Origin of the sequence: Parabacteroides merdae ATCC 43184 (assembly GCF_025151215.1) — a bacterium.
Taxonomy (GTDB): Bacteria; Bacteroidota; Bacteroidia; order Bacteroidales; family Tannerellaceae; genus Parabacteroides; species Parabacteroides merdae.
In genome coordinates, this window is sequence record NZ_CP102286.1 from 2,777,296 (window position 1) to 2,799,327 (window position 22,032).

10 protein-coding genes, 2 tRNA genes and 2 rRNA genes are annotated in these 22,032 nt (G+C 43.8%); 1 reads left to right on the forward strand and 13 read right to left on the reverse strand.

Going from position 1 to position 22,032, the window contains the following annotated elements:
* Nucleotides 1-70 precede the first annotated feature (70 nt).
* The 4 genes from NQ542_RS11685 to NQ542_RS11700 form a co-directional block, all read right to left on the reverse strand.
* Nucleotides 71-2,946: ribosomal RNA gene (locus NQ542_RS11685) — 23S ribosomal RNA — on the reverse strand.
* 149 nt (nucleotides 2,947-3,095) lie between these two features.
* Nucleotides 3,096-3,169 (reverse strand) — tRNA-Ala (locus tag NQ542_RS11690).
* Nucleotides 3,170-3,179: 10 nt separating this feature from the next.
* A tRNA-Ile gene (locus tag NQ542_RS11695) sits at nucleotides 3,180-3,256 on the reverse strand.
* A 155-nt stretch (nucleotides 3,257-3,411) separates the two neighbouring features.
* Nucleotides 3,412-4,942 (reverse strand): 16S ribosomal RNA (locus NQ542_RS11700).
* Together the 16S and 23S rRNA genes with 2 tRNA genes alongside form the textbook arrangement of a ribosomal RNA operon.
* A gap of 568 nt (nucleotides 4,943-5,510) precedes the next feature.
* Here NQ542_RS11700 and NQ542_RS11705 point away from each other — a divergent pair.
* Nucleotides 5,511-6,800 (forward strand): 3-keto-disaccharide hydrolase, encoded by a 1,290-nt coding sequence (locus tag NQ542_RS11705; protein WP_005634004.1) that lies wholly within the window; start codon nucleotides 5,511-5,513, stop codon nucleotides 6,798-6,800.
* Nucleotides 6,801-6,859: 59 nt separating this feature from the next.
* Here NQ542_RS11705 and NQ542_RS11710 read toward each other — a convergent pair whose 3' ends face one another.
* From NQ542_RS11710 to NQ542_RS11750, 9 genes are all read right to left on the reverse strand, one after another.
* Nucleotides 6,860-7,231, reverse strand: coding sequence for a hypothetical protein (locus NQ542_RS11710; RefSeq protein ID WP_005634005.1), 372 nt, complete (start codon nucleotides 7,229-7,231; stop codon nucleotides 6,860-6,862).
* 124 nt (nucleotides 7,232-7,355) lie between these two features.
* Complete coding sequence (locus tag NQ542_RS11715; protein WP_005634007.1) at nucleotides 7,356-8,954, reverse strand: beta-N-acetylhexosaminidase; 1,599 nt, start codon at nucleotides 8,952-8,954, stop codon at nucleotides 7,356-7,358.
* A gap of 511 nt (nucleotides 8,955-9,465) precedes the next feature.
* On the reverse strand, nucleotides 9,466-9,594 hold the full coding sequence (locus tag NQ542_RS11720) for a DUF4248 domain-containing protein (protein ID WP_005649423.1): 129 nt from the start codon (nucleotides 9,592-9,594) through the stop codon (nucleotides 9,466-9,468).
* Between the two features lie 259 nt (nucleotides 9,595-9,853).
* Nucleotides 9,854-11,059 (reverse strand): glycoside hydrolase family 88 protein, encoded by a 1,206-nt coding sequence (locus NQ542_RS11725; protein WP_005634015.1) that lies wholly within the window; start codon nucleotides 11,057-11,059, stop codon nucleotides 9,854-9,856.
* The gene (locus tag NQ542_RS11730; RefSeq protein WP_005634017.1) at nucleotides 11,056-12,915 is read right to left on the reverse strand and encodes a heparinase II/III domain-containing protein; all 1,860 of its coding nucleotides are present in this window, start codon (nucleotides 12,913-12,915) and stop codon (nucleotides 11,056-11,058) included. The genes NQ542_RS11725 and NQ542_RS11730 overlap by 4 nt, the downstream gene beginning before the upstream one ends.
* A 16-nt stretch (nucleotides 12,916-12,931) precedes the next feature.
* Entirely contained in the window at nucleotides 12,932-16,015 is a 3,084-nt protein-coding gene (locus tag NQ542_RS11735) for a polysaccharide lyase family 8 super-sandwich domain-containing protein (RefSeq protein ID WP_229055956.1), read from the reverse strand.
* Nucleotides 16,016-16,162: 147 nt separating this feature from the next.
* Complete coding sequence (locus tag NQ542_RS11740; protein ID WP_005634021.1) at nucleotides 16,163-18,820, reverse strand: heparinase II/III family protein; 2,658 nt, start codon at nucleotides 18,818-18,820, stop codon at nucleotides 16,163-16,165.
* Nucleotides 18,821-18,827: 7 nt separating this feature from the next.
* Nucleotides 18,828-20,909, reverse strand: a complete 2,082-nt coding sequence (locus tag NQ542_RS11745; RefSeq protein WP_005649432.1) for a right-handed parallel beta-helix repeat-containing protein — start codon at nucleotides 20,907-20,909, stop codon at nucleotides 18,828-18,830.
* 115 nt (nucleotides 20,910-21,024) lie between these two features.
* Complete coding sequence (locus tag NQ542_RS11750; protein WP_005649438.1) at nucleotides 21,025-22,017, reverse strand: DUF4466 family protein; 993 nt, start codon at nucleotides 22,015-22,017, stop codon at nucleotides 21,025-21,027.
* Nucleotides 22,018-22,032 lie beyond the last annotated feature (15 nt).

The window sequence follows — 22,032 nt, forward strand, 5'->3', positions numbered from 1 at the left end:
ACCCCATTACCTAAAGTAACTAATAGAAACATATGGCATCAGCCACCTGCTGATATATCAACCCTTACATGATCGAAAGTCTCGGGCTATTAGTACTACTCGGCTTCGACATTGCTGCCCTTACACCTGTAGCCTATCTACGTCGTAGTCTACAACGACCCTCTAGGGATATCTCATCTTGAGGCTGGCTTCGTACTTAGATGCTTTCAGCACTTATCCAATCCAGACTTAGATACCCGGCGGTGCACCTGGCGGTACAACCGGTAAACCAGTGGTCTGTCCAACACGGTCCTCTCGTACTAGTGTCAGAGCCCCTCAAATATCCTACGCCCACGATAGATAGAGACCGAACTGTCTCACGACGTTCTGAACCCAGCTCGCGTGCCACTTTAATGGGCGAACAGCCCAACCCTTGGGACCTTCTCCAGCCCCAGGATGTGACGAGCCGACATCGAGGTGCCAAACCGCTCCGTCGATATGAGCTCTTGGGAGCGATCAGCCTGTTATCCCCGGAGTACCTTTTATCCTTTGAGCGATGGCCCTTCCATGCGGAACCACCGGATCACTATGCTCTAGTTTCCTACCTGATCGACTTGTCTGTCTCCCAGTCAAGCACCCTTATGCCATTACACTCTACGACCGGTTACCAATCGGTCTGAGGGTACCTTTAGAAGCCTCCGTTACTCTTTTGGAGGCGACCACCCCAGTCAAACTACCCACCATACAGTGTCCCCGCTTCTGCGGGTTAGAACTCAAACAACCAAAGGGCCGTATTTCAACGGCGACTCCACAAATACTGGCGTACCTGCTTCACGGTCTCCGGCCTATCCTACACATCGATTGCCCAAATTCAATGTAAAGCTATAGTAAAGGTTCACGGGGTCTTTTCGTCCCATCGCGGGTAATCGGCATCTTCACCGATACTACAATTTCACCGAGCTCACGGTTGAGACAGTGTCCAGATCATTACACCATTCGTGCAGGTCGGAACTTACCCGACAAGGAATTTCGCTACCTTAGGACCGTTATAGTTACGGCCGCCGTTTACTGGGGCTTCAATTCAAGCCTTCTCTTGCGATGAGCTCTCCTCTTAACCTTCCAGCACCGGGCAGGTGTCAGGCTGTATACTTCATATTTCTATTTCGCACAGCCATGTGTTTTTGTTAAACAGTTGCCTGGACCTATTCTCTGCGCCCTACCTCTCAGTAGGGACCCTTTATCCCGAAGTTACAGGGTCAATTTGCCTAGTTCCTTAACCGTGAATCACTCGAGCGCCTCAGTATTTTCAACCCAACTACGTGTGTCCGTTTACGGTACGGGTACTTTATGAATATGCTTAGCGGATTTTCTTGGGAGCCTGATTACGTCCATTTTGCCTTGTGCAAGCACGCGGCATACTGTCAAGGTCGACTCTCCCTGCGGATTTGCCTACAGGAATCTACATCTACACTCTTCAACCACCTATTCCGTCAGATGGCAGGACTTTCACTTCTCCGTCTCCACATCGCTCCATAAAGTAGTATGGGAATATTAAACCATTCTTCCATCGGTATCGCCGTTCGGCTTAACCTTAGGTCCCGACTTACCCTGATCCGATTAACGTTGATCAGGAAACCTTAGTCTTTCGGCGAGGAGGTTTCTCACCTCCTTTATCGTTACTTATACCTACATTTGCGTTTCCAAAAGCTCCAGCAAAGGTCATCCTTCACCTTCGACGCCGTTGGAATGCTCCCCTACCATGTATTTCTACATCCATAGCTTCGGTAAACAGTTTATGCCCGAGTATTATCCACGCCGGACTCCTCGACTAGTGAGCTGTTACGCACTCTTTAAATGAATGGCTGCTTCCAAGCCAACATCCTAGCTGTCTCTGCAGTCCGACTTCGTTAGTTCAACTTAACTGTTATTTGGGGACCTTAGCTGATGGTCTGGATTCTTCTCCTCTCGGACGCGGACCTTAGCACCCGCGCCCTCACTCCTTATCAATATATAGCACGCATTCGGAGTTTATCTGGACTTGATAGGCGGTGAAGCCCTCGCATCCAATCAGTCGCTCTACCTCATGCTATACTAAATAAAGGCTGCACCTAAATGCATTTCGGGGAGTACGAGCTATCTCCAAGTTTGATTAGCCTTTCACCCCTACCCTCAGTTCATTGGAACACTTTTCAACGTATACCCATTCGGACCTCCAGTTGGTGTTACCCAACCTTCATCCTGACCAAGGGTAGATCACTTGGTTTCGCGTCTACTCACTCCGACTATCACGCCCTATTAAGACTCGCTTTCGCTTCGGCTCCGGGCCTGAAGCCCTTAACCTTGCCGGAGAAAGTAACTCGTAGGTTCATTATGCAAAAGGCACGCCGTCACAACTTACGTTGCTCCGACCGCTTGTAGGCAGACGGTTTCAGGGACTATTTCACTCCTCTGTTCGAGGTGCTTTTCACCTTTCCTTCACAGTACTGGTTCGCTATCGGTCTCTCGGGAGTATTTAGCCTTACGGGATGGGCCCCGCTGATTCACACAGAATTTCTCGTGCTCCGCGCTACTCAGGATTCCACTAGGCTTCGTTAAAGAGTCGTATACTGGGCTTTCACCGTCTACGGCCGTTTGTTCCAAAACGTTCTACTTCCTTAATCTCTTGCCACAACGTGGTCCTACTACCCCGACAATGCCTAAACATCATCGGTTTGGGCTGTTCCGCGTTCGCTCGCCACTACTTGCGGAATCACTTTTGTTTTCTTCTCCTATGGGTACTTAGATGTTTCAGTTCCCCACGTTCGCCTTCCTTACGGAATGACTGGCCTTCTACCAGCCGGGTTGCCCCATTCGGAAATCTTGGGATCAAAGGTTATTTGCACCTACCCCAAGCTTATCGCAGCTTATCACGTCCTTCATCGCCTCCGAGAGCCAAGGCATCCACCGTCTGCCCTTGCTTACTTTCTTTATCACTGACACTGCTTCCTTTTATTGCTAAAATTGAAGCCCGTGTCGGATTGATATATCTTCAGCTTGCTCTATTTTTTTGTTACTTTACTTTTTTGAAGTTGTCCAATACGTCAAAGATCTTTTTTTACCCCTTACGGAGTTTATCGTGGAGAATAACGGATTCGAACCGTTGACCCTCTGCGTGCAAAGCAGATGCTCTAGCCAGCTGAGCTAATCCCCCGTTTTTCAACTGGTAGTCCCAGGCAGAGTTGAACTGCCGACCTCTACATTATCAGTGTAGCGCTCTAACCAACTGAGCTATAGGACTGTCAACCGTTATGTGCCTGAAATTTTCATCTCAGCATCATCTTTCTCTCTATATACTGGTCTTTCCAGTTTAAGATCATATATATATACATATTCAACCGTAGTACCAGAGAGCTACATACCTCATCGGACTTAATCTAGAGATTCCAGCTCCAGAAAGGAGGTGTTCCAGCCGCACCTTCCGGTACGGCTACCTTGTTACGACTTAGCCCCAGTCACCAGTTTTACCCTAGGCCGATCCTTGCGGTTACGGACTTCAGGTACCCCCGGCTCCCATGGCTTGACGGGCGGTGTGTACAAGGCCCGGGAACGTATTCACCGCGCCATGGCTGATGCGCGATTACTAGCGAATCCAGCTTCACGGAGTCGAGTTGCAGACTCCGATCCGAACTGAGACATGGTTTGGAGATTAGCATCCTGTCGCCAGGTAGCTGCCCTTTGTCCATGCCATTGTAACACGTGTGTCGCCCCGGATGTAAGGGCCGTGCTGATTTGACGTCATCCCCACCTTCCTCACAGCTTACGCTGGCAGTCTCACCAGAGTCCTCAGCTTCACCTGTTAGTAACTAGTGATAAGGGTTGCGCTCGTTATGGCACTTAAGCCGACACCTCACGGCACGAGCTGACGACAACCATGCAGCACCTCGTAATCTGCTATTGCTAGAAGGAGTGTTTCCACTCCGGTCAGACTACGTTCAAACCCGGGTAAGGTTCCTCGCGTATCATCGAATTAAACCACATGTTCCTCCGCTTGTGCGGGCCCCCGTCAATTCCTTTGAGTTTCACCGTTGCCGGCGTACTCCCCAGGTGGATTACTTAACGCTTTCGCTGTAGAGCTTACATTGTATCGCAAACTCCTAGTAATCATCGTTTACTGCGTGGACTACCAGGGTATCTAATCCTGTTTGATCCCCACGCTTTCGTGCTTCAGTGTCAGTTATGGTTTAGTAAGCTGCCTTCGCAATCGGAGTTCTGCGTGATATCTATGCATTTCACCGCTACACCACGCATTCCGCCTACCTCAAACACACTCAAGTAACCCAGTTTCAACGGCAATTTTATGGTTGAGCCACAAACTTTCACCGCTGACTTAAATCACCACCTACGCACCCTTTAAACCCAATAAATCCGGATAACGCTCGCATCCTCCGTATTACCGCGGCTGCTGGCACGGAGTTAGCCGATGCTTATTCATAGGGTACATACAAAAAAGGACACGTCCTCCACTTTATTCCCCTATAAAAGAAGTTTACAAACCATAGATCCTTCTTCCTTCACGCGACTTGGCTGGTTCAGCCTCTCGGCCATTGACCAATATTCCTCACTGCTGCCTCCCGTAGGAGTTTGGTCCGTGTCTCAGTACCAATGTGGGGGACCTTCCTCTCAGAACCCCTATCCATCGTCGGTTTGGTGGGCCGTTACCCCGCCAACTGCCTAATGGAACGCATGCCTATCTATCAGCGATGAATCTTTAACAAATATTCCCATGCGGGACCCCTGTTTTATGGGGTATTAATCCGACTTTCGCCGGGCTATCCCCCTCTGATAGGTAAGTTGCATACGCGTTACTCACCCGTGCGCCGGTCGCCATCAATCTGTATTGCTACAAATCATGCTGCCCCTCGACTTGCATGTGTTAAGCCTGTCGCTAGCGTTCATCCTGAGCCAGGATCAAACTCTTCGTTGTTGATTTTGTTTATACCTTTTGCTCAGAATCTCTATCTGTCTATTGTAGTCTTGACGGTATGTCAGTATTCCTACTACGTCTCTTGTACTACTTGTTGATATGTAATGCTTTCAAAGAACTTTTTTTCGCTTTCTCTTAGCGAACGTGGGTGCAAAGATAATAACTTTTATTTTTAACTTCCAAATTTTATCGGAACTTTTTTCAAAAGTTTTTTGTTTCATCATTTAAACACCTGCGTTCTCTCTCGAATGCGGATGCAAAAGTAGTGCTTTACAACATATCCACCAAACATTTCTGCAACTTTTTTTCACCCGGTTGCTATCTCTTTACGCTAACTCCTGAACCTCTGAACGTTACAACTGCAACTTCTTTTATCTCTCACTTTACAACAGTTTATGGATATACGGAATGATTTTATAGATCTTTATAATGTACATGGAAAGACGGTATACTGATAAAACATCTATACTTTTGGATTTCTCAAATCGTAGTAATGAATTTGGAAACTCATTACTATAATGTATCTTTGTCACCATATCAATTATTCACCTAAAAACTTAATTCTAGAATGGAATCAGTAATGAAAAGAACGACAGCCACCGGCTTTTTGTCTACTTGTGCCATATCGTTGGCCCTATTTTCTTCGTGTACCAGTGTTGAACCCAATACACTTACACCCGAAGAAATCGCAGACGGCTGGCAACTCCTCTTCGACGGCAAAACATTAAACGGCTGGAAAGATTACAACGGAACAACCCTGACACAACCCTGGCATGTGGTTGACGGATGCATCCAAGCAAAAGGAGACGGTAGCGACGCGAGTGGTTATATCGTAACCGACAAGCAGTATGAGAACTTCGAATTGTCTTGGGACTGGAAATTGTCCAAAGGAGGCAACAGCGGTATGCTATACCATGTAGTCGAACGTCCCCAATTCGCCGTTCCATACGTCACGGGACCGGAATATCAGTTAATAGACGAACCTAACTTCCCCGAACCACTGGAAGAATGGCAGAAGTTGGGTGTCGACTACGCCATGCACCTCCCCGACAAGGCAAAAATGAAAGTAAACCCGCAAGGAGAGTGGAACAATTCAAAGATCGTATTCGACAACGGACATGTAGAACATTGGTTGAACGGAGTCAAAATCCTAGAATTCGAAGCCTGGACTGACGATTGGTATGCAAAGAAGAACAGCGGTAAATGGGCAAACGCCCCAGAATACGGCTTGGCCAAGAAAGGTGTCCTTTGCCTGCAAGACCACGGATACCCTGCTTCTTTCCGTAACATCAAGATCAAAGAACTCCCCCGCAAGACAAAAGAAGTGACGCTATTCAACGGTACAGACCTAAAGGGATGGGAAGCCTATGGCACGGAAAAGTGGTATGTAGAAGATGGTTTGCTGATCTGTGAAAGCGGTCCGGACAAGAAATACGGCTATCTGGCTACACGCGATTACTATGACGACTTCGACCTGACGGTTGAATTTAAGCAGGAAGCAGACGGGAACTCCGGCGTATTCATCCGTTCCTTTATCGAAGAGGATGTTAAAGTGAACGGTTGGCAGGTTGAAGTAGCTCCCAAAGGCCATGACACTGGCGGCATCTATGAATCATACGGACGCGGCTGGTTGATCCAAATCCCGGATGAAAAAGAAAATATCCTGAAAGAGGGTGACTGGAATACCATGCGTATCAAAGTACAGGGAGACAATGTCCAAACTTGGTTGAACGGTCAAGAGATGGTCAACATCAACGATGAAAAGATCGGAGCCGGACAGGGACGCATTGCTCTGCAAATCCATGATGGAGGCGGTATCAAGGTTCTCTGGAGAAACCTGAAAGTAAAAACATTATAAATTCTTGTCCCATAAAAAATGACTCCCGTTCCAAACAATATGAGACGGGAGTCGTTTTTTCATTCCTTGCGACCATGTCTTTTACGAGGAGACTGGGGGCGTTGCTTTTCGAGATATTGTTTATACTGATCCTCCGTCAGTATCTTTTTCATCTCCGCATCCCGATCATCCCGCAAGCTCATCATCTTTTCGCGCATCTTCCGACGATCCAAATCGGCCTGTTTTCTTTCCGCTTTCATCTTATCTCTGAACTCAGCTTCCACTTTACGGAAATCTGCCGCCTGTTTCTCATCCAATTTCAGATCAGCAATCATTTTTTCACAACGTTGTGCCGGATCACCTCCTTTTTTTGCACCTCGTTTGCCATCTTGGGCAAAAACAGAAACCGAACTGATCAAGAGAACCAAACACAATCCTATTACCTTCTTCATAAACTAATTACCTGTTATTAATATTAAACTTATTTGTTTTTGAAGCGCTTCTGGATAATAGACTTGGAGCCGGACGAAAGGTTTAACCCAGATCGATGTTATTTTATTATTTAACAATGATTTCCTATTGAACCGGACCACAGGTAATTCCTTCCGTTTTCCACTTTTGTAGAAAGGAATTCAATTTGTCCAAAAAACGTTGATAGTCCTTGTTGGAAGCATCCGTCCACCCTGTTTCCGCATAAGCGGCCAAGCGGGGATAGACTTTCAGATTCATGCTCTCGACTGTCGGGATAAACTCTCCCCACATTTGGCATCCTAATCCCAATACTTTACTTTTCTGATCATCCGTCAGGCCCTCCGGTACAGGATTGAACGAGTAAGCTTTTTCCATAGGAATCGACTCGTATGAATAATCCAAATAGGTATATTCATGATAAGAATTCACGACATCATATCCCTTTTCTATTGTTTTCCTAATAAGAGCCGTGTCTCCCTTCCAGAAATGGACGATCGTACCGGAAGCCAACTCCTGCTTCACGCCTTCTGTATCGGCATCTGACTGATATTCGTGCAGTTTATCTCCGGTAATTTCATTCCATCCCATCATTCTCTTGCCCTTGGCTGCCAACATATTGGATATTTCATTTGTAAAATAGACCTGAAGTTCGGCCGGAGTCTTCAAATTATGTTTGGTCATGTAAGCACGTATCGCTGGGGAATTTTTCCATTGATCATATTTCACTTCATCACCTCCGATATGGAACACAGAACCGGGGAAGATCGCGATTACCTCATCTGTCACCTCGTCCAAGAATTTCATCACGTCAGGATCAGCCACATTAAAAACTTCATAATGTACACCGAATTTCCCCGGCACTTTTATCTGTTTTCCGCTCGTCCCTAACCAGGGATAAGATGCGATAGCTGCACTGGCATGTCCTGGCATACTCACCTCCGGTATTATCGTTATATGGCGTTTTGCCGCATAATCCACAATTTCTTTTAAATCTTCCTGCGTATAAAAACCGCCATGACGTTTACCGTCATACACGTCACTCCCAAAATGGTTGATTTCGGAAGAATCCCTGAAAGCTCCTATTTCCGTCAACTTCGGATACTTCTTTATTTCGATACGCCATCCTTGATCGTTGGTCAGATGCCAGTGGAAGACATTCATTTTCAGGTCTGCCATTTCATCCAACAGTTGCTTCACCACTTCTTTGCCTTTGAAATAACGACCTTCGTCTAACATAAAGGCACGCCACGAAAAAGCAGGGTAGTCCGTAACGATCGCCTTCTGTACCATCAACTTGCCGTCTTTTTCTTTGATCACCTGCCTCAAAGTCTGAACACCATTCAGGATACCGGCCGGTGAATTGGCTTTTATCATGACCTTCCCGGATATTGCGTCCAAAACATAGCCTTCCTTTTTATCCGGCAAAACAGTCGGGTCCAACTGTAAGGTTATATCCGCCTTCCCGCCACCTTCATTCAATACGGCTCCGACTGAAAAGTCGGAAGACAGATAGGATTGAAGGAGTTGCGCTTCATTCGCCAGCTCCGAAGGATAGGCGACAACGGGCTGGCTCTTCAATTTGACAAACCCGGAAGTGTAGGCAATTTCCGCCGGTTGGGGAATCACGGCATATTCTTCTATCGGGAGTTCCTGACAAGAACAAAGAAATACCAAACAAAGGGAAATAAGAAGACTTGATTTCATAAATGTCCGAATTTAAAGTTAGCTCAATGCGACAACAACATCACACTGAGCTACAAAATTAATCTTTTTATCCGATAGCCGAAATAATTATATCTCAAAAACAACATCTTAGAGCCTGTTTAAACCAAACATTTTACCTCCAAATAAAAACGGTGCAGTCAATAGCACAATATAAACAACTCATTACAAGTAGCTTACAGAGGTTTTCCGTTCATTATGGTTCAATCCTACATCTTAAAATAAATATATTAATATATATATAAGCTCATTTCCTTGCCCCTCTTTAAACCGGCAAAGACACGACAGGAACGAGAAAAATCCCTTCTTTCGCATCCGGAAGTCCGGTCTTTCACCTCCCGAACTCCATGGTTTGACACACCAAAGTCCCTTGTTTCGTACGCAGAAGTCCCTTGTTTCAAGGCTCACCCAGATATTGTACGATCGTCCTCACCTGCAGGGGGAATCAACATCTTCTTTCCTTTCCTCCAACCGTTACCCTGTAGCTCTGTCTTTAGCTCCGGGTTTCCCCCACCCATTTGGACAACCGTTTCCCTGCCGATGCCGGCATCAAATCCAGACCGTAAAAGACCGCCAATTCCTGCCCCCCGTAACTCCTGACTTCGAATTCATTCAGCATCATAATCCCCATCATTTTATCGTCCTATAAAGATAAGAAATAATTACTGATATTCAAAACATAATGACATCTATATTCTGCCTTTTCCTACCCGTTTCCGCACCGATCTTCGCCGATACTCCCCAAACCGTATTTCTGCCTGTTGCGAGGCCCTACCTTCGTGTTGTCATCGATAATGAAAACAGATAAATATCCTCGAAAACAAACAGCAAAACAGTGTCGAACAAAATTCAAACAGGCTCTAAATCAACACTGAAAAAAGTCATTCTTCCAGATTCTTTTTCCGGAGCAGTGCTTCCAGAAAATAATAATCAGCATAAACGATCGGAACATCGATCTCCGTTCCTGCCGGTTTATGCCCGGTGCTTGAATGCAACAAAAAACCATGCATCTGATTCAAGGGAACCCTATATGATTCCGTCAGATTTTCCATAATGGTATCAGCCCATTTTTTATATTGTCCACCCTTATCCGAATAAGCCGACAATTCATATAAAGCAGATGCAGTTATCGTAGCAGCCGACACATCCCGGGGAGAGGCTGGGATCTCCGGGTCATTATAGTCCCAATAAGGGATCAAATCCGACGGAAGATTGGGATGATGAAAGATAAAAGAAGCGATTTGTTCAGCCTGATTCAAATATCTCCTGTCTCCAGTCTCCCGAAAACACATCGTATAGCCATATAAACCCCATGCCTGTCCACGCGCCCAAGCAGACTCATGAGCATATCCCTGATGGGTATGTTTGTTTCGGACATTACCGGTTATCGTATCGTAATCAATCACATGATAAGAACTATAATCTTTCCTGAAATGATACTTCATCGTATTATCGGCATGAGTCACCGCAATTTTGTAGAATGTAGAATCACCCGATGCTTTGGTTGCCCAAAACAGAAATTCAAGGTTCATCATATTATCTATAATAACCGGATATTGCCATTTGTCACCATTATGATCCCAGGAACGAATACAACCGACCACCGGGTTAAAACGAGAGGCCAAAGAGTTTGCCCCCTCCAGCAATACCTGTTTATATTTATCCGATTGCTCCATACGGTATCCGTTGCCATAACTACAATAGAGCATAAAACCCAAATCATGAGTACCCTTATATGATTTTAAAGGCTCCAACAATTCAGTTTGAAACTCCGCCTTTTTTTTCCAAAAATCATCTTTTGTATATTCATACATATACCAAAGTTCACCAGGGAAAAAGCCACTACACCAGTCCCTGGCACGAACCAATCGCAAGGAGCCGTCAGACTGGATATTACGTGGAGATGGTAGTTCTTCCGGCGTCTTACCCAGAGAAATCCGGACATTTTCCGTTTCTGTCAGTGCATAACGCAATTGCTGGTCTGCAAAAGCAAAATCCTGACTGACCAAATCACCCGCTCTTTCTCCTGTACAGGAAAGAGCCATTAAACCTACACAGATAAAAGAAAATGCTTTTTTCATCTTCATAATACCGATTTATATGTAACATTTTTATTTTCTCCCGGTAAAAGGAATACTCTAATACTTTGTTTGGCAGATAATTCCAAATCCGTATCAAATCCGATAATTAAAATACCCGGATTCGGCGAATCATAGCTAAATTCAGATTGGGCAGGTGAAATATGCCAACGAACTTTTTTAGGACCTTCGACCTTTATATACAACTTCTTGCCATCTTTTTCCAATAACATGACATTATCAGCTACAATCTTAGCCGAAGCCGGAGTTACCATCGTCCACGTCATCATCGTAAACCGCTTGGTTGCCTCAATCACATCTTCCACTACCACATATTCTTTATTGACTAAGGAAACAGCCCGTTTTGCACTTTTTACCTGATCTTTATACACCGGGGTCAAATCCGAAATAACATACATATTATTTTCCTGATCCGAATAACCGTCAATCTGAGCTTTGCCCTTTACATCCTGGTATTTATGATTAAATGATAATGTGTTATGGGCAAAATTATTATAACGGTAAACATCCCAACGTTGAGAATTCTGGCGCGAATTCCACAGTTCAACCCCTCTCGTTTCCAATCTGTTGTACTCTTCTCCTCCCATATCCATTCCCCAAAGGACACCATCCGCTTCCAATAAAAAACTACCGACATCCATATGTCCGTGATTGACAGAAGGCGACCCCATTTTCATACCGACATAAACGGCAGACGAATCATTCCAGGAAGAACGCATGAAACAAACCGGATTATCCCCTTGTGCCTTCCATGACAGTCGAGCAGGTATCTGTGGATTCGCCAATGAGGCAGAAGCGCCCCAAATCAACATGGCCGGAGCCAAACGATTCTTTTTGATCCGTTTTTGTCCGTCTTTTTTATATAGTTGCACCTGGTTATATAAGATAGAGGCATCTTTTGTCTTATCATAAAACCAAAACATAGTCGGTGCTAAAAATGCAGTCCCTCCATTGTCTGAATAAGCAAAGTTTTTCAGATTCGGAGTAACGGCATGTAAGATGTACTCGCCTGTCTTTAAGAAACCGGGCAACTCACTTAATCCATAATCCGTTCCAAAGGCCTTTTCTATAGCACTAAGAAACATGGCATTGAATGATGTTCCATAATCCCAATAACCAATACCTTCCGGATAAGCTCCGTCAGGAGCATAATGTCCCATAGGAATCGAGATTTTATCGATAGCCCGGTTTATGACAGTTCGTGACAACTCCGGTTCTTTCTCCCATATAGCCAAAGCACCATAAGTAACGCCTGCATGACAAACCTGGCTCCAATTGTGGACAGCATTGACAAACCAATTGTATCGTTCATCGAAGGAAGGTTTCAGACCTTTTTCGACAATCGCTTTTTCTATTGCCTCCTTTGTCTGTACCGACAATTGAGGATAAAGCCAATCATATCCGATCGCCAAAGCCATCGTCATTTCCCCCACATCCAGGAAATGGGAAGGATTCCAGTCAGAAAAAGAGGCCGCTTTCAACATCTCGCTCTCCGCCCGTTTCAAAAACTCATTCTTCCCAGTCATTCTATAGGCATAACTCAGAATGAAAATGCGGCGTAGATTTTCTCTCGATACACTCAATAAGCGTCTGCCGGTCTTTATCCGTTCATTCAAGGGCAGTTTTACGATTTCTCCCGCTTCGTCCACTAATGACAGATGAATATCTTTCCAAACAGCATCCTTCATTATCACTTTTTTCAACGCTTTTTCTTCCCCCTTCTGTAATAGAATCCGGGGATGACCGGACAAGCGGGCAGAAGCATTCACAAACTCTTTTTGTGCAAATGATGCATTGTGGCAACAAAATAAGGCCACTAACCATACCAAAATACGTGCTTTCATCCTTCTTAAATTTAAGTTACTTATTATATATCACACTCTTTCCTGCATATTCATTTTGAGGCAGATCTACGGAAATCCGGGTTAAAGCCTGTTTTCCGTCCCATTCGGTTTGTATATTTTCTTGTGCCGTCCCAACGATTCTCTGATTAACAGACAGATGGAGTTTCTTCATGAAACGGGTCGGATCAGAAACGCCCAATGTAAGTATTTCACCGGCATCGTTATATTTCACCATCAACATTCCGGGAGCATCCATCTCCACCACGATCTTGTCATGGATCCGAAGCGTTCCACCTTTATAAAAGACCGCATAAGCCATATTTAATCCGTCATGCCGGACAGCCTGCACATCAGGACAATTCGCCAAAACAACCACTCCTTCCTCTTCTACCTGTTTCTCGATAGACAACGGATCGGCGGAAGGAACGACCATATAGGCATAACCTTCATTATTCGGATAGCTACCGTGATCGACAGAAAGGGTGAACACATCTTGCTGAATAATGTCTGTAGGTGTAGTAGTCTGCCGGTTAGCAATCTTCCAGCTTCCTTCCGTACGCTGATTGGATAATATGACATTCTCTTTATTGAGGAAATAATACCCCACTCTGTCATGCACCACCCATCGTACCCCTTTTTTCATACGAGATCCCCGTTCTTGCGGATGAATGCCGTCGGCATCGCTTACGGTCACCTGCCCGTTCAAGAGACATTGATTGACAGTTGTCAAAACCTGGTTCTTCATCCGGCTGGATATGTCCGTCCCCAAACAAACGTATGTTTTATCGAAGAAGAACCATACTTTCTTGGCCGCTAAACCTGTGTGCGGACTTTTAAAATCGAGACCAACCGCCCCATATGTTCCATCTGTAACCGCCCCGACATAATCAGTCAATCCCCATTTCTGAATTTCATTCTCACCCGGCATCTTATCCAATTGCACAATCGTTGCCCCTGGTATCTTCATCCAATCATAAACAGGTGTCAATCTTTTATATTCATCTCCCCTGACAGAAAGATAATTTGTCCCGTCGCCTCTAAAATGATTCATCAACCCTTCCCCATTATACGGTTCTTCCATATTGGCATTGCGGGTAGAATACATTCTGACAGAAGTATAAAAGTCAGGACGTTGGAACACAAAATGATCCGTTCTCCAAAAGAATTTGGCAAAAGAGCCCGGCCGACAGGAGGAATCCCCTTTTCTTAAACAGATGATATTATCCAATTCCGCTTGCCTGTAATCAGTCAGGTTTCTCAACTTTTCAGGATCGGAAGGGCTCCACACCCTTTCTTCACCCGGCCGGGTGATGTCCCGGTTCAAGATACCCGGATCCGAAATCCTTCCATAAACCATCTGTTTGCAAATGCCGTCTAAATAATAGTCAATCAATAACCGGACAGCTTGTTCCGAAAAACGGAATTTCGTATCCGCCACATTCGAAGCCCATTCTATAAAAGCACTGGCATAACCGGAACCATAAGAAAGTGTGTTGTTCACCCAATCCGTCCGGTGATGGAAGCTAAAATCATGTTGCATGCCTCTTTCGGTCGAGAATTTTATTTCTCCCTCTATAACTTTCATCAGCATGGCAACCTCTTGGACATCTCTTTTAAAAAGAGCCGCTTTCGCTTGCAAACCTGCGATCTTTATGCGATCACCGCTGGGACGTGCTCCCCAAGCATTGATATTCCCACGTTCCGCTATCTTCAACATCCGTTCCGATTCTTCCGGAGACAAATCCCGGTCGAGTATCAATAACAGGCTCACCATCGTATTAGGCGTACCAATTTGGTTCCACCACCAATTCTCACAAATGAAATCATTTTCCAACCAGAAAGCCAATGCCTGATGAACGGCTTTACTTACCTGTTTATTTCCTTTGTAAGGAGACCCTTTCTTTTGATAAGCAATGCTTAACGCCAACATATTGCTGAGATGCCGTTCATGCTGGAAAGCCGTACGGGTAGTATCGACATAGTCTATCCCCGGCCAACTTCCATCCGGCTGAAGTGTTTCCAGCAATGTCTTGATCCGGCTGTCAGAAACCGAAGCGCTTAGTAATTGCATGGCAAAACGTTTTCTAAGTTTCTCTATATCGGCATCTTTTTTAGCTACAAACGATTGACCTCCCTGATTATACCCACTTAAAGAGAGTGGCATCAATGTCGGGAAAACCCATGCAAAATGGTGTACCGGATAAATATGAGGGCGGCTATTTTCAACATATTCCCCATATGCAGACTCCCCATATATACCCGCCATAGCCTCCAGCAAATTGTCCGGCCAAGTGGCATGCGTCCCAACATTCGGTCCTTCATACCACTTCCATTCAGATGGAGATTTTTGATAGCGAAGCAGATAGTCCAATGCCTTTTTAACCGACTTTCCCTCTTGTTCCCATAAGAACAGATTCTCACCCGTCAAATTATAAGTAACCCAAAAAGAAGCAGTCATAGGAGCCAACGAGAAATAGGTATACCAAAGACCATTCTTTCCACGCCTAACTTCTTCCGGCATATGACCGTCACTTGCGATCTTATCACCCAAATCACCTTTAATCAACTTGATATTACGTTCGATTTCCTCTTTATCATCCAAAAAAGAAGCGACTAACAAAGAGCCCAGACGTCCCCAATCTGCCCAATTATTCTTTCGTTCACGAATTTCATTTGTCGCTTTCCGATAAACGGACGTCACCCAATCCTTAAAAAGCTGCTTCTCATCGGCGTCCCATACCGACGTATCATCCATTAACTCAGCTGCCATTAAAAATGCCGACCCGGAGTAGCTCATCACCAATGGTCCATCCGGTTCCGAATATTTCTTATTAATGGTAGCCCATGCATTCATAAAATAACACGCTTTTTCTCCATACCTTTTCTTTCCCGACAACCGGTAAGCCAGTGCAGAACAATAAGCGGCAAAAGCATCCTGTTGCAACGCCAACGAATTGGCCCGGTGCTCTTCGGGTTTCACATAGTAACCGGGAACAGCAAAGTCATTTCGTGCATGGTGAGTGACCTGTTGAATGGAATCTGCATAACGGATCAATTGCACATACGCCGTATGATACGGTTCCTGTTTCCGTCCTATCATTTTTTTCACAAAGGCTATTTGTTTTAATGGATGCATGCTATGGTTCGCCCATAGCGATTGGTACATGCCAAACAAACAAAAGGACATCAATATTCCAATAATTACTTTTCTCATAACATTCCTATTATTTCATGGTACTATTTTCAATCACTTCATCTTAAAGACTCTCTCGCCTCCAGTCAAATAGAAAGGTTCTTTCAACATCCCATTCTTCGCTTGTATTTTTATCGGACAATTAGAACGGACAAGAAGTGAGGTTTGATCATATTCCATATAAAAACTACCTCGATTCTCCGACTCAACCTTGAATTCCTTATTTTCTACAAAGGATCCATTTCCCACATACACACTATTTTTTCCTTTCCGCTTTGCAAAAATAGCAAAATCACCACAACATTTCTGATTATTCAATATGACAGGTCCATCTTTCAAAATATTAACCAATGTAAAAGTATCACCTTCTTTTGTATTTACTTTAATAGCACAACCTTCTTCTCCCTGAGGATCCAATTTAACCCGGTCAACAGATTCGATTAAACCGGCGGATACCTTATCTGATATAGGTTCGTAAACAGCGACAAACGGTTCTTTTACAGCAGGTTTTTCTTTCCGCATCGTAACAACAAGAGAAGGTTTGTTTTGATAGGGAGACGAAGCGGTTTTCGCACCAGGTGCTAAAGCCGTAAAATAAGAGACATCTGAAGAGGCCGGCATCCACATCTTCATGTAACTTGTTCCTGTGTTTAATGGTCTTGCTGAAAATAAAGCGACAACCGTATTTTCATTAAGTCCGGTTGTCCGTACCGAACGGAAATATCGTAACCCCGGACGGTCCTCCCCAACACAAGGATAAGACGAGACCTCCTCTTGTTTCAAAACCTTTCCGTCTTGTGTATAAAGAATCACACTATCCCCTATATTATGATACAAATAATCATTACTGATCGCATTATCGGAACGATAAAAATCCACATAAAAACCATGTTTCTCATCAATACGAAGAATCGATAATAAACGATCTTGATGGGTCTTTGTCGAACCATCATAATAGTTTGTCAATGTATAAGAAAACTCATCAGAGATGGCCTTTTTACCCGCTAATGGTTCCATTGATACCAACTCTACTTGCCCTATCCTTTTCGTTCCACCTCCACCTCTAAACGGAGTTACCGAAGTAGAGGCTCCTGCAGCTACAACCGTGTTATGTGCCGCCCATTGCGTATAATAATTAACGTGCATCGGATGTTCATAGGTAGGTCCATTACCCGGATCGATCCCTTGAACAGTTCCGGCTCCATATAATTCCATGCTCATGCCATTGGAATGATTATGATTATAAGTAGCTCCCTGCACTACACACATCAGCCCGTTCTGCGGATCTAATCCATTTCTCTGAAGATAACAAGAAGCAAAATCCAACTTCTCCGATCTATTCCAAAGATGATTGTCCCCACTCTTTGCCTTCGGTAATTCAGGCAAATAACATAACAATCCGGTCAGTCCGGATTTTGAACGGTCATATTGTCCTGCCTGTTCCAAAATCATGGCAGCATTCAACAAATCTGGAAGAATCGGTAGCTGATATTTGTCGGCCATCAGAATAGCACTCTCCAAGCACTCCATGCTTTGGCGCGGTCTTCCCGTATCGCCAAAAGCGGAAGCGGTTAAGTCGGGAAACGAATATTTCAACATAACATAAGAAGCATTCAACAAAATCGGATATTGATTAAAAATCTGATACCCATTATTTTCAAGCATGAGTGCAGCTTCTATTAACTTCGATACCGGATAATTATGATAACCTCCTGGTTCTTTCCAATGCCCATCCGGTGTAAACCACAACTTGGATGCGGAAGGTAGGCTTAGTTGTCCGCAACCATCCACAACCGTATCCCGGTTCAAATAAAAATCCAAATAAAAATTCCTTTTCTGTGCATCTTTTAATGATAACGCTGCTGCGACCAAAGTCGAACTTTCAGCGGCAAACCAGTTATTCCCTGTATATCCCCTAAACAACAACGTCCAAGCGACCTTTTCAAAAGCTTTGTCATAATTTTCCAAAGGATACTTATATTTTACCAGATAAGGATACAAGAAATCATAAGCCAAAATCAACGGCTTCTCTTTCTCATCTCCCAACGTCTGGATATCTAAAAAGCCGGTACGTCCAGGGCCGTCAATCGGTTCCTGATAGACAACTCCGCTTACCCACTGGTTCAAAATATCGGCAGCAAACTTAGCATATTTTTCTTCTCCTGTCAGCCAATAAATGACAGAAGCCTCATAAGCCAATGCATTGATTCTTCCGTTAATAGTGCCCACATATGCCTGTGGGTCCACACATTCATATTTCTGAGTGTCCGGATTCAGCAAATTCATTGTCATAGACGTATCATTCGGGACAATATCCTCCATTTCAGGAACAACATAAGCCCGGCCTTGCGGTGTGATCGGAGCACGTTTATGTGGTGATACCCGTACAGTCGGAACCGGAGCGTCACCTTCGTAACCAATCAATTGTGTACCTTCTTTATCTGATATAAAACGGGTATAACGTTTTCCGGGAATCCTGTTCATCAAATAGCGGTCCAAAATCCAATCCGGTTCTGCCTGATGCCTTTCCACATAGACAGCCAACCGTTCCTTTGTCTGATTGAAAATATGTTTCGCCCAAGCCTGTTTCTCTATTTTATCTAACACAGCCACTTTATCCTCATCTTTGACAAGAATATGCGGATATTTCTCTGCCCAAACCGATAAGCTGGCAAACAAGACTAAAATTATACTATATATCGTTTTCATCATTTGTCCATTATAATTGTTCCAATTGCAGTTTTTTCTCAGAAGAAAGCCATTCCTGCCGCTTTTCTTTACCGTTCCATCTATAAAGATTATCTTTTATATCTGTTTCTTTCATGCCAAATGCCCGAATGCCATACTCATTATTATACTGAATCTTATTATGCCTAATTTGAATCAAGTTAGAGCCATCATGCAGATATTCACCCATAAAACCACATCCATCATTCCCTTCAACCAGACAATTTTCGATTTTGCCGTTATGACATTCGGCCATCAACAGGCCATGCCAACCATTTCTGGCAATTTCGCAATTTTCGACCTTTAATGACTTACAATGATCAAGAACCAATCCACAACCACGTATGGAAGTATCGAATCGTGAATCCTTTATCATAATATTGGAGGAGTGTTGGATCATCAGGTTATGTTGTAGCCTTGGACCGGGAACGACATGTGCACCATTTTCCGTAAAATCGCAATGGTCGATCTCGATTCCTTCCGCATCCGATATATAAACTCCTGATCTGGAAAAGTTGATCACAGTCAGATTTTTCAATTTAATATTGCTGAAAGCATGTCCTGCTTCTCCTCTCATAGAAATTCCCGCCAAGGCATTACTATAACGCCCGGTTCTGTAGAAACGTCCGGAATTCGGATCATAAGCTTCCTGATGTTCTTTGGAACCATCCACTACAAGATTCTCTATCGTAATATTTTTTGCATCCAAATCACCCAATAAGATAGCTGCCGTCCGGATCGTCGGTTCACAAATCAAGACTGTGCTCCGCCCTTCTCCACAGATATGTATATCAGAAGGAATGGTCAAGGATTGTTTCAATCGATATTCACCGGCACGTAAAAAAAGCGTTTTGCCAGAACCGGCATTCGTATTCAATACTGCTTGAAGATCTTCCCGGTTATTTACTTCGATCACAGAATGCCCCACCGGCTGAGCCTGTTCCAATGTCGCACCTGCATGATAAGCGATATTACTTTCCTGAATATCAACAAGTTCAGAAGGTTTCTGCCGAAACTCTTCACGAAATGCAGTCAGCTTCCATAGGGCATTTGCCGGATTGTTCATGTTAGTACGACTACATAATTCTTTCAGGTAAGGCATGTTGACTCCCTTTGCCGTAAAATGATCGATGCAATGTTCAAATCCTGCACGATATTTAAACCGTTCCCGTTGCGAAGGAACGCCATAAGCATAAACAGAATCACCGCATATAAAACGTGCAGAATACTCCAAACCTAAAGCCAACCTGTTATCCGCAGCACTGAACAGATCCACCCCCTGTGTATAAGCGATACGTGCCGCTCCTGAAAATTCATAAAGTCCCATTTGGACATGTCCCTGATCCCGACGGGTCTCCTGGCACTGGCCGGTAGGATAAATATACTTAATCAGACTGCCATTCGCATTAGCATGCAGATAATGATAGACTGCATTATCGAATAATTCCCTATTATCAGTAAAAACAGCAATGGCCAGCAAGGTATGCATAATAGCTCCATCCCAATTACCGTTTGCAACAGGAAAATAATAACGAATAGTTGGATAGAAAGCCGACATCATCAATCGTGTCATATTTTCCGTATCTATCTTTTTCCACCCAGGATAATTATAGCGCAAAATCTCGGCAGCATTACAAAACTCATAACCAGTCAATGCCACAAGCAATTTGGCGTTATTCTCATCGAAACTGCGTAAAGTATTGGCCCACTTCTCAATAATATCTATCACTATTTCAGCATAACACTCTTCTCTTGAAATATACCATAAGACGGCACAGCTATACGCCATACGTGCCGACTGAGACAAATCCTTTCCTCCTATATCAGGTTGGGAATAGGGTCCACTGATCACATGGGCAAATGGTTTTACTTGAAAATCCAATGGCGTTTTTTCCTTCAACAAATCATAAGCATCCTTCCAAGGTTGTTTTCCCGCCAAAACTTGGTTACGCATATACTCCAAGTCTGCTGAATTCATATCTATTCCGGGATGTACAAACTTTTGGGCAGTTCCGATACCGGTCACCAGCAAAAGCATAGTCACTATCAATAAAAATCGTATATTATGTCTCATGATATATTGGTTTATATAATAGAATAGACTAAAAAACAAAATTAAGGGTAATCAGTTGGTAAGTCGAAGAACCTGAATTCAGCAACTTACCAACCTATCAACTCATCAATAGAACTTACATTTTATACCTTTTGACACTAACAGTCACCTCACTCGCAGAAGCCTTGTTAATATAAACATATGCTCTATATTTACCGTCAGCCGTCTCAACCCACGCACCGGCCTCTTCTTTTAATCCCAAGATATAGTTCGTACATTTAGACATATCGATTGTCTCAAAATCCAAATCATCAATAAATTTGCTGTATTGCAAGTCAGACAGTTGTCGATCTTGTAAGCCATAAACTTTGATCATCTTGGTATTATTGACAAAACCGGAAGGGAGTTCTGTTCCACCCATATATTCTTTTGGAGAAGAAGAAGTATAGAAGGCATGTGACAAATCCGATTTTTCACTATACGCATACATGATATCAATTTTCGCAGCCAACGAAGGGTTAGCCTGCAAATCTGCTTTTGAATAAATATGCACGGCCTCTCCCTCATTCAAGAATGAAAGATAACATTTATCATTAGTCACTGACAAATTTTTGGCCATATCCATTTTTGAAATCTTATACGGACCTAATTTGTATTCCGCAACTTGACCGTTACTGGCTTTAACCGAAAATGAAAACTGTACATCTTTGCCACGAGCTTCTTCCGGAATAATATAATAATAACGAAGAGTTGCCGCACAGGTATCAACAGTGAAGTCTATAACAGTTGTTGTCCCGTTCGTCTGTGAATCAGAACAAACTTTTACCGGAATATCCTGACCGGACGAATTGGTATAATACGAATTTGGATCAAAGTAAGTACCGGTAGCACCAGCAATGCTGCTCACAACCTGAGCGGACGACAGTTTCCCAAGTTCATTAGGAATAGCCATCGCATAGGCAAATTCTATTTCATTACCTACAATATTCGGTGCAACAGGCAGACTGCGTTTGATACAATCATTGCTTAATGCAGAGACCGGATCCTTCAATAACACAGGATCATCATCACATGCAACCAAAGTTAAAGCAAATGACAACAATACAAAATAATAATATTTCAGTTTCATACTTTTCATTTTTTA

Bases quoted from the DNA above. Each gene is read 5' to 3' on its own strand.
- NQ542_RS11720 (WP_005649423.1), bottom strand. From the start codon at position 9,594: ATGATGCTGAATGAATTCGAAGTCAGGAGTTACGGGGGGCAGGAATTG.
- NQ542_RS11740 (WP_005634021.1), bottom strand. From the start codon at position 18,820: ATGATGAAAACGATATATAGTATAATTTTAGTCTTGTTTGCCAGCTTA.
- NQ542_RS11705 (WP_005634004.1), top strand. From the start codon at position 5,511: ATGGAATCAGTAATGAAAAGAACGACAGCCACCGGCTTTTTGTCTACT.
- NQ542_RS11735 (WP_229055956.1), bottom strand. From the start codon at position 16,015: ATGATAGGACGGAAACAGGAACCGTATCATACGGCGTATGTGCAATTG.
- NQ542_RS11730 (WP_005634017.1), bottom strand. From the start codon at position 12,915: ATGAAAGCACGTATTTTGGTATGGTTAGTGGCCTTATTTTGTTGCCAC.
- NQ542_RS11725 (WP_005634015.1), bottom strand. From the start codon at position 11,059: ATGAAGATGAAAAAAGCATTTTCTTTTATCTGTGTAGGTTTAATGGCT.
- NQ542_RS11710 (WP_005634005.1), bottom strand. From the start codon at position 7,231: ATGAAGAAGGTAATAGGATTGTGTTTGGTTCTCTTGATCAGTTCGGTT.
- NQ542_RS11745 (WP_005649432.1), bottom strand. From the start codon at position 20,909: ATGAGACATAATATACGATTTTTATTGATAGTGACTATGCTTTTGCTG.
- NQ542_RS11715 (WP_005634007.1), bottom strand. From the start codon at position 8,954: ATGAAATCAAGTCTTCTTATTTCCCTTTGTTTGGTATTTCTTTGTTCT.
- NQ542_RS11750 (WP_005649438.1), bottom strand. From the start codon at position 22,017: ATGAAACTGAAATATTATTATTTTGTATTGTTGTCATTTGCTTTAACT.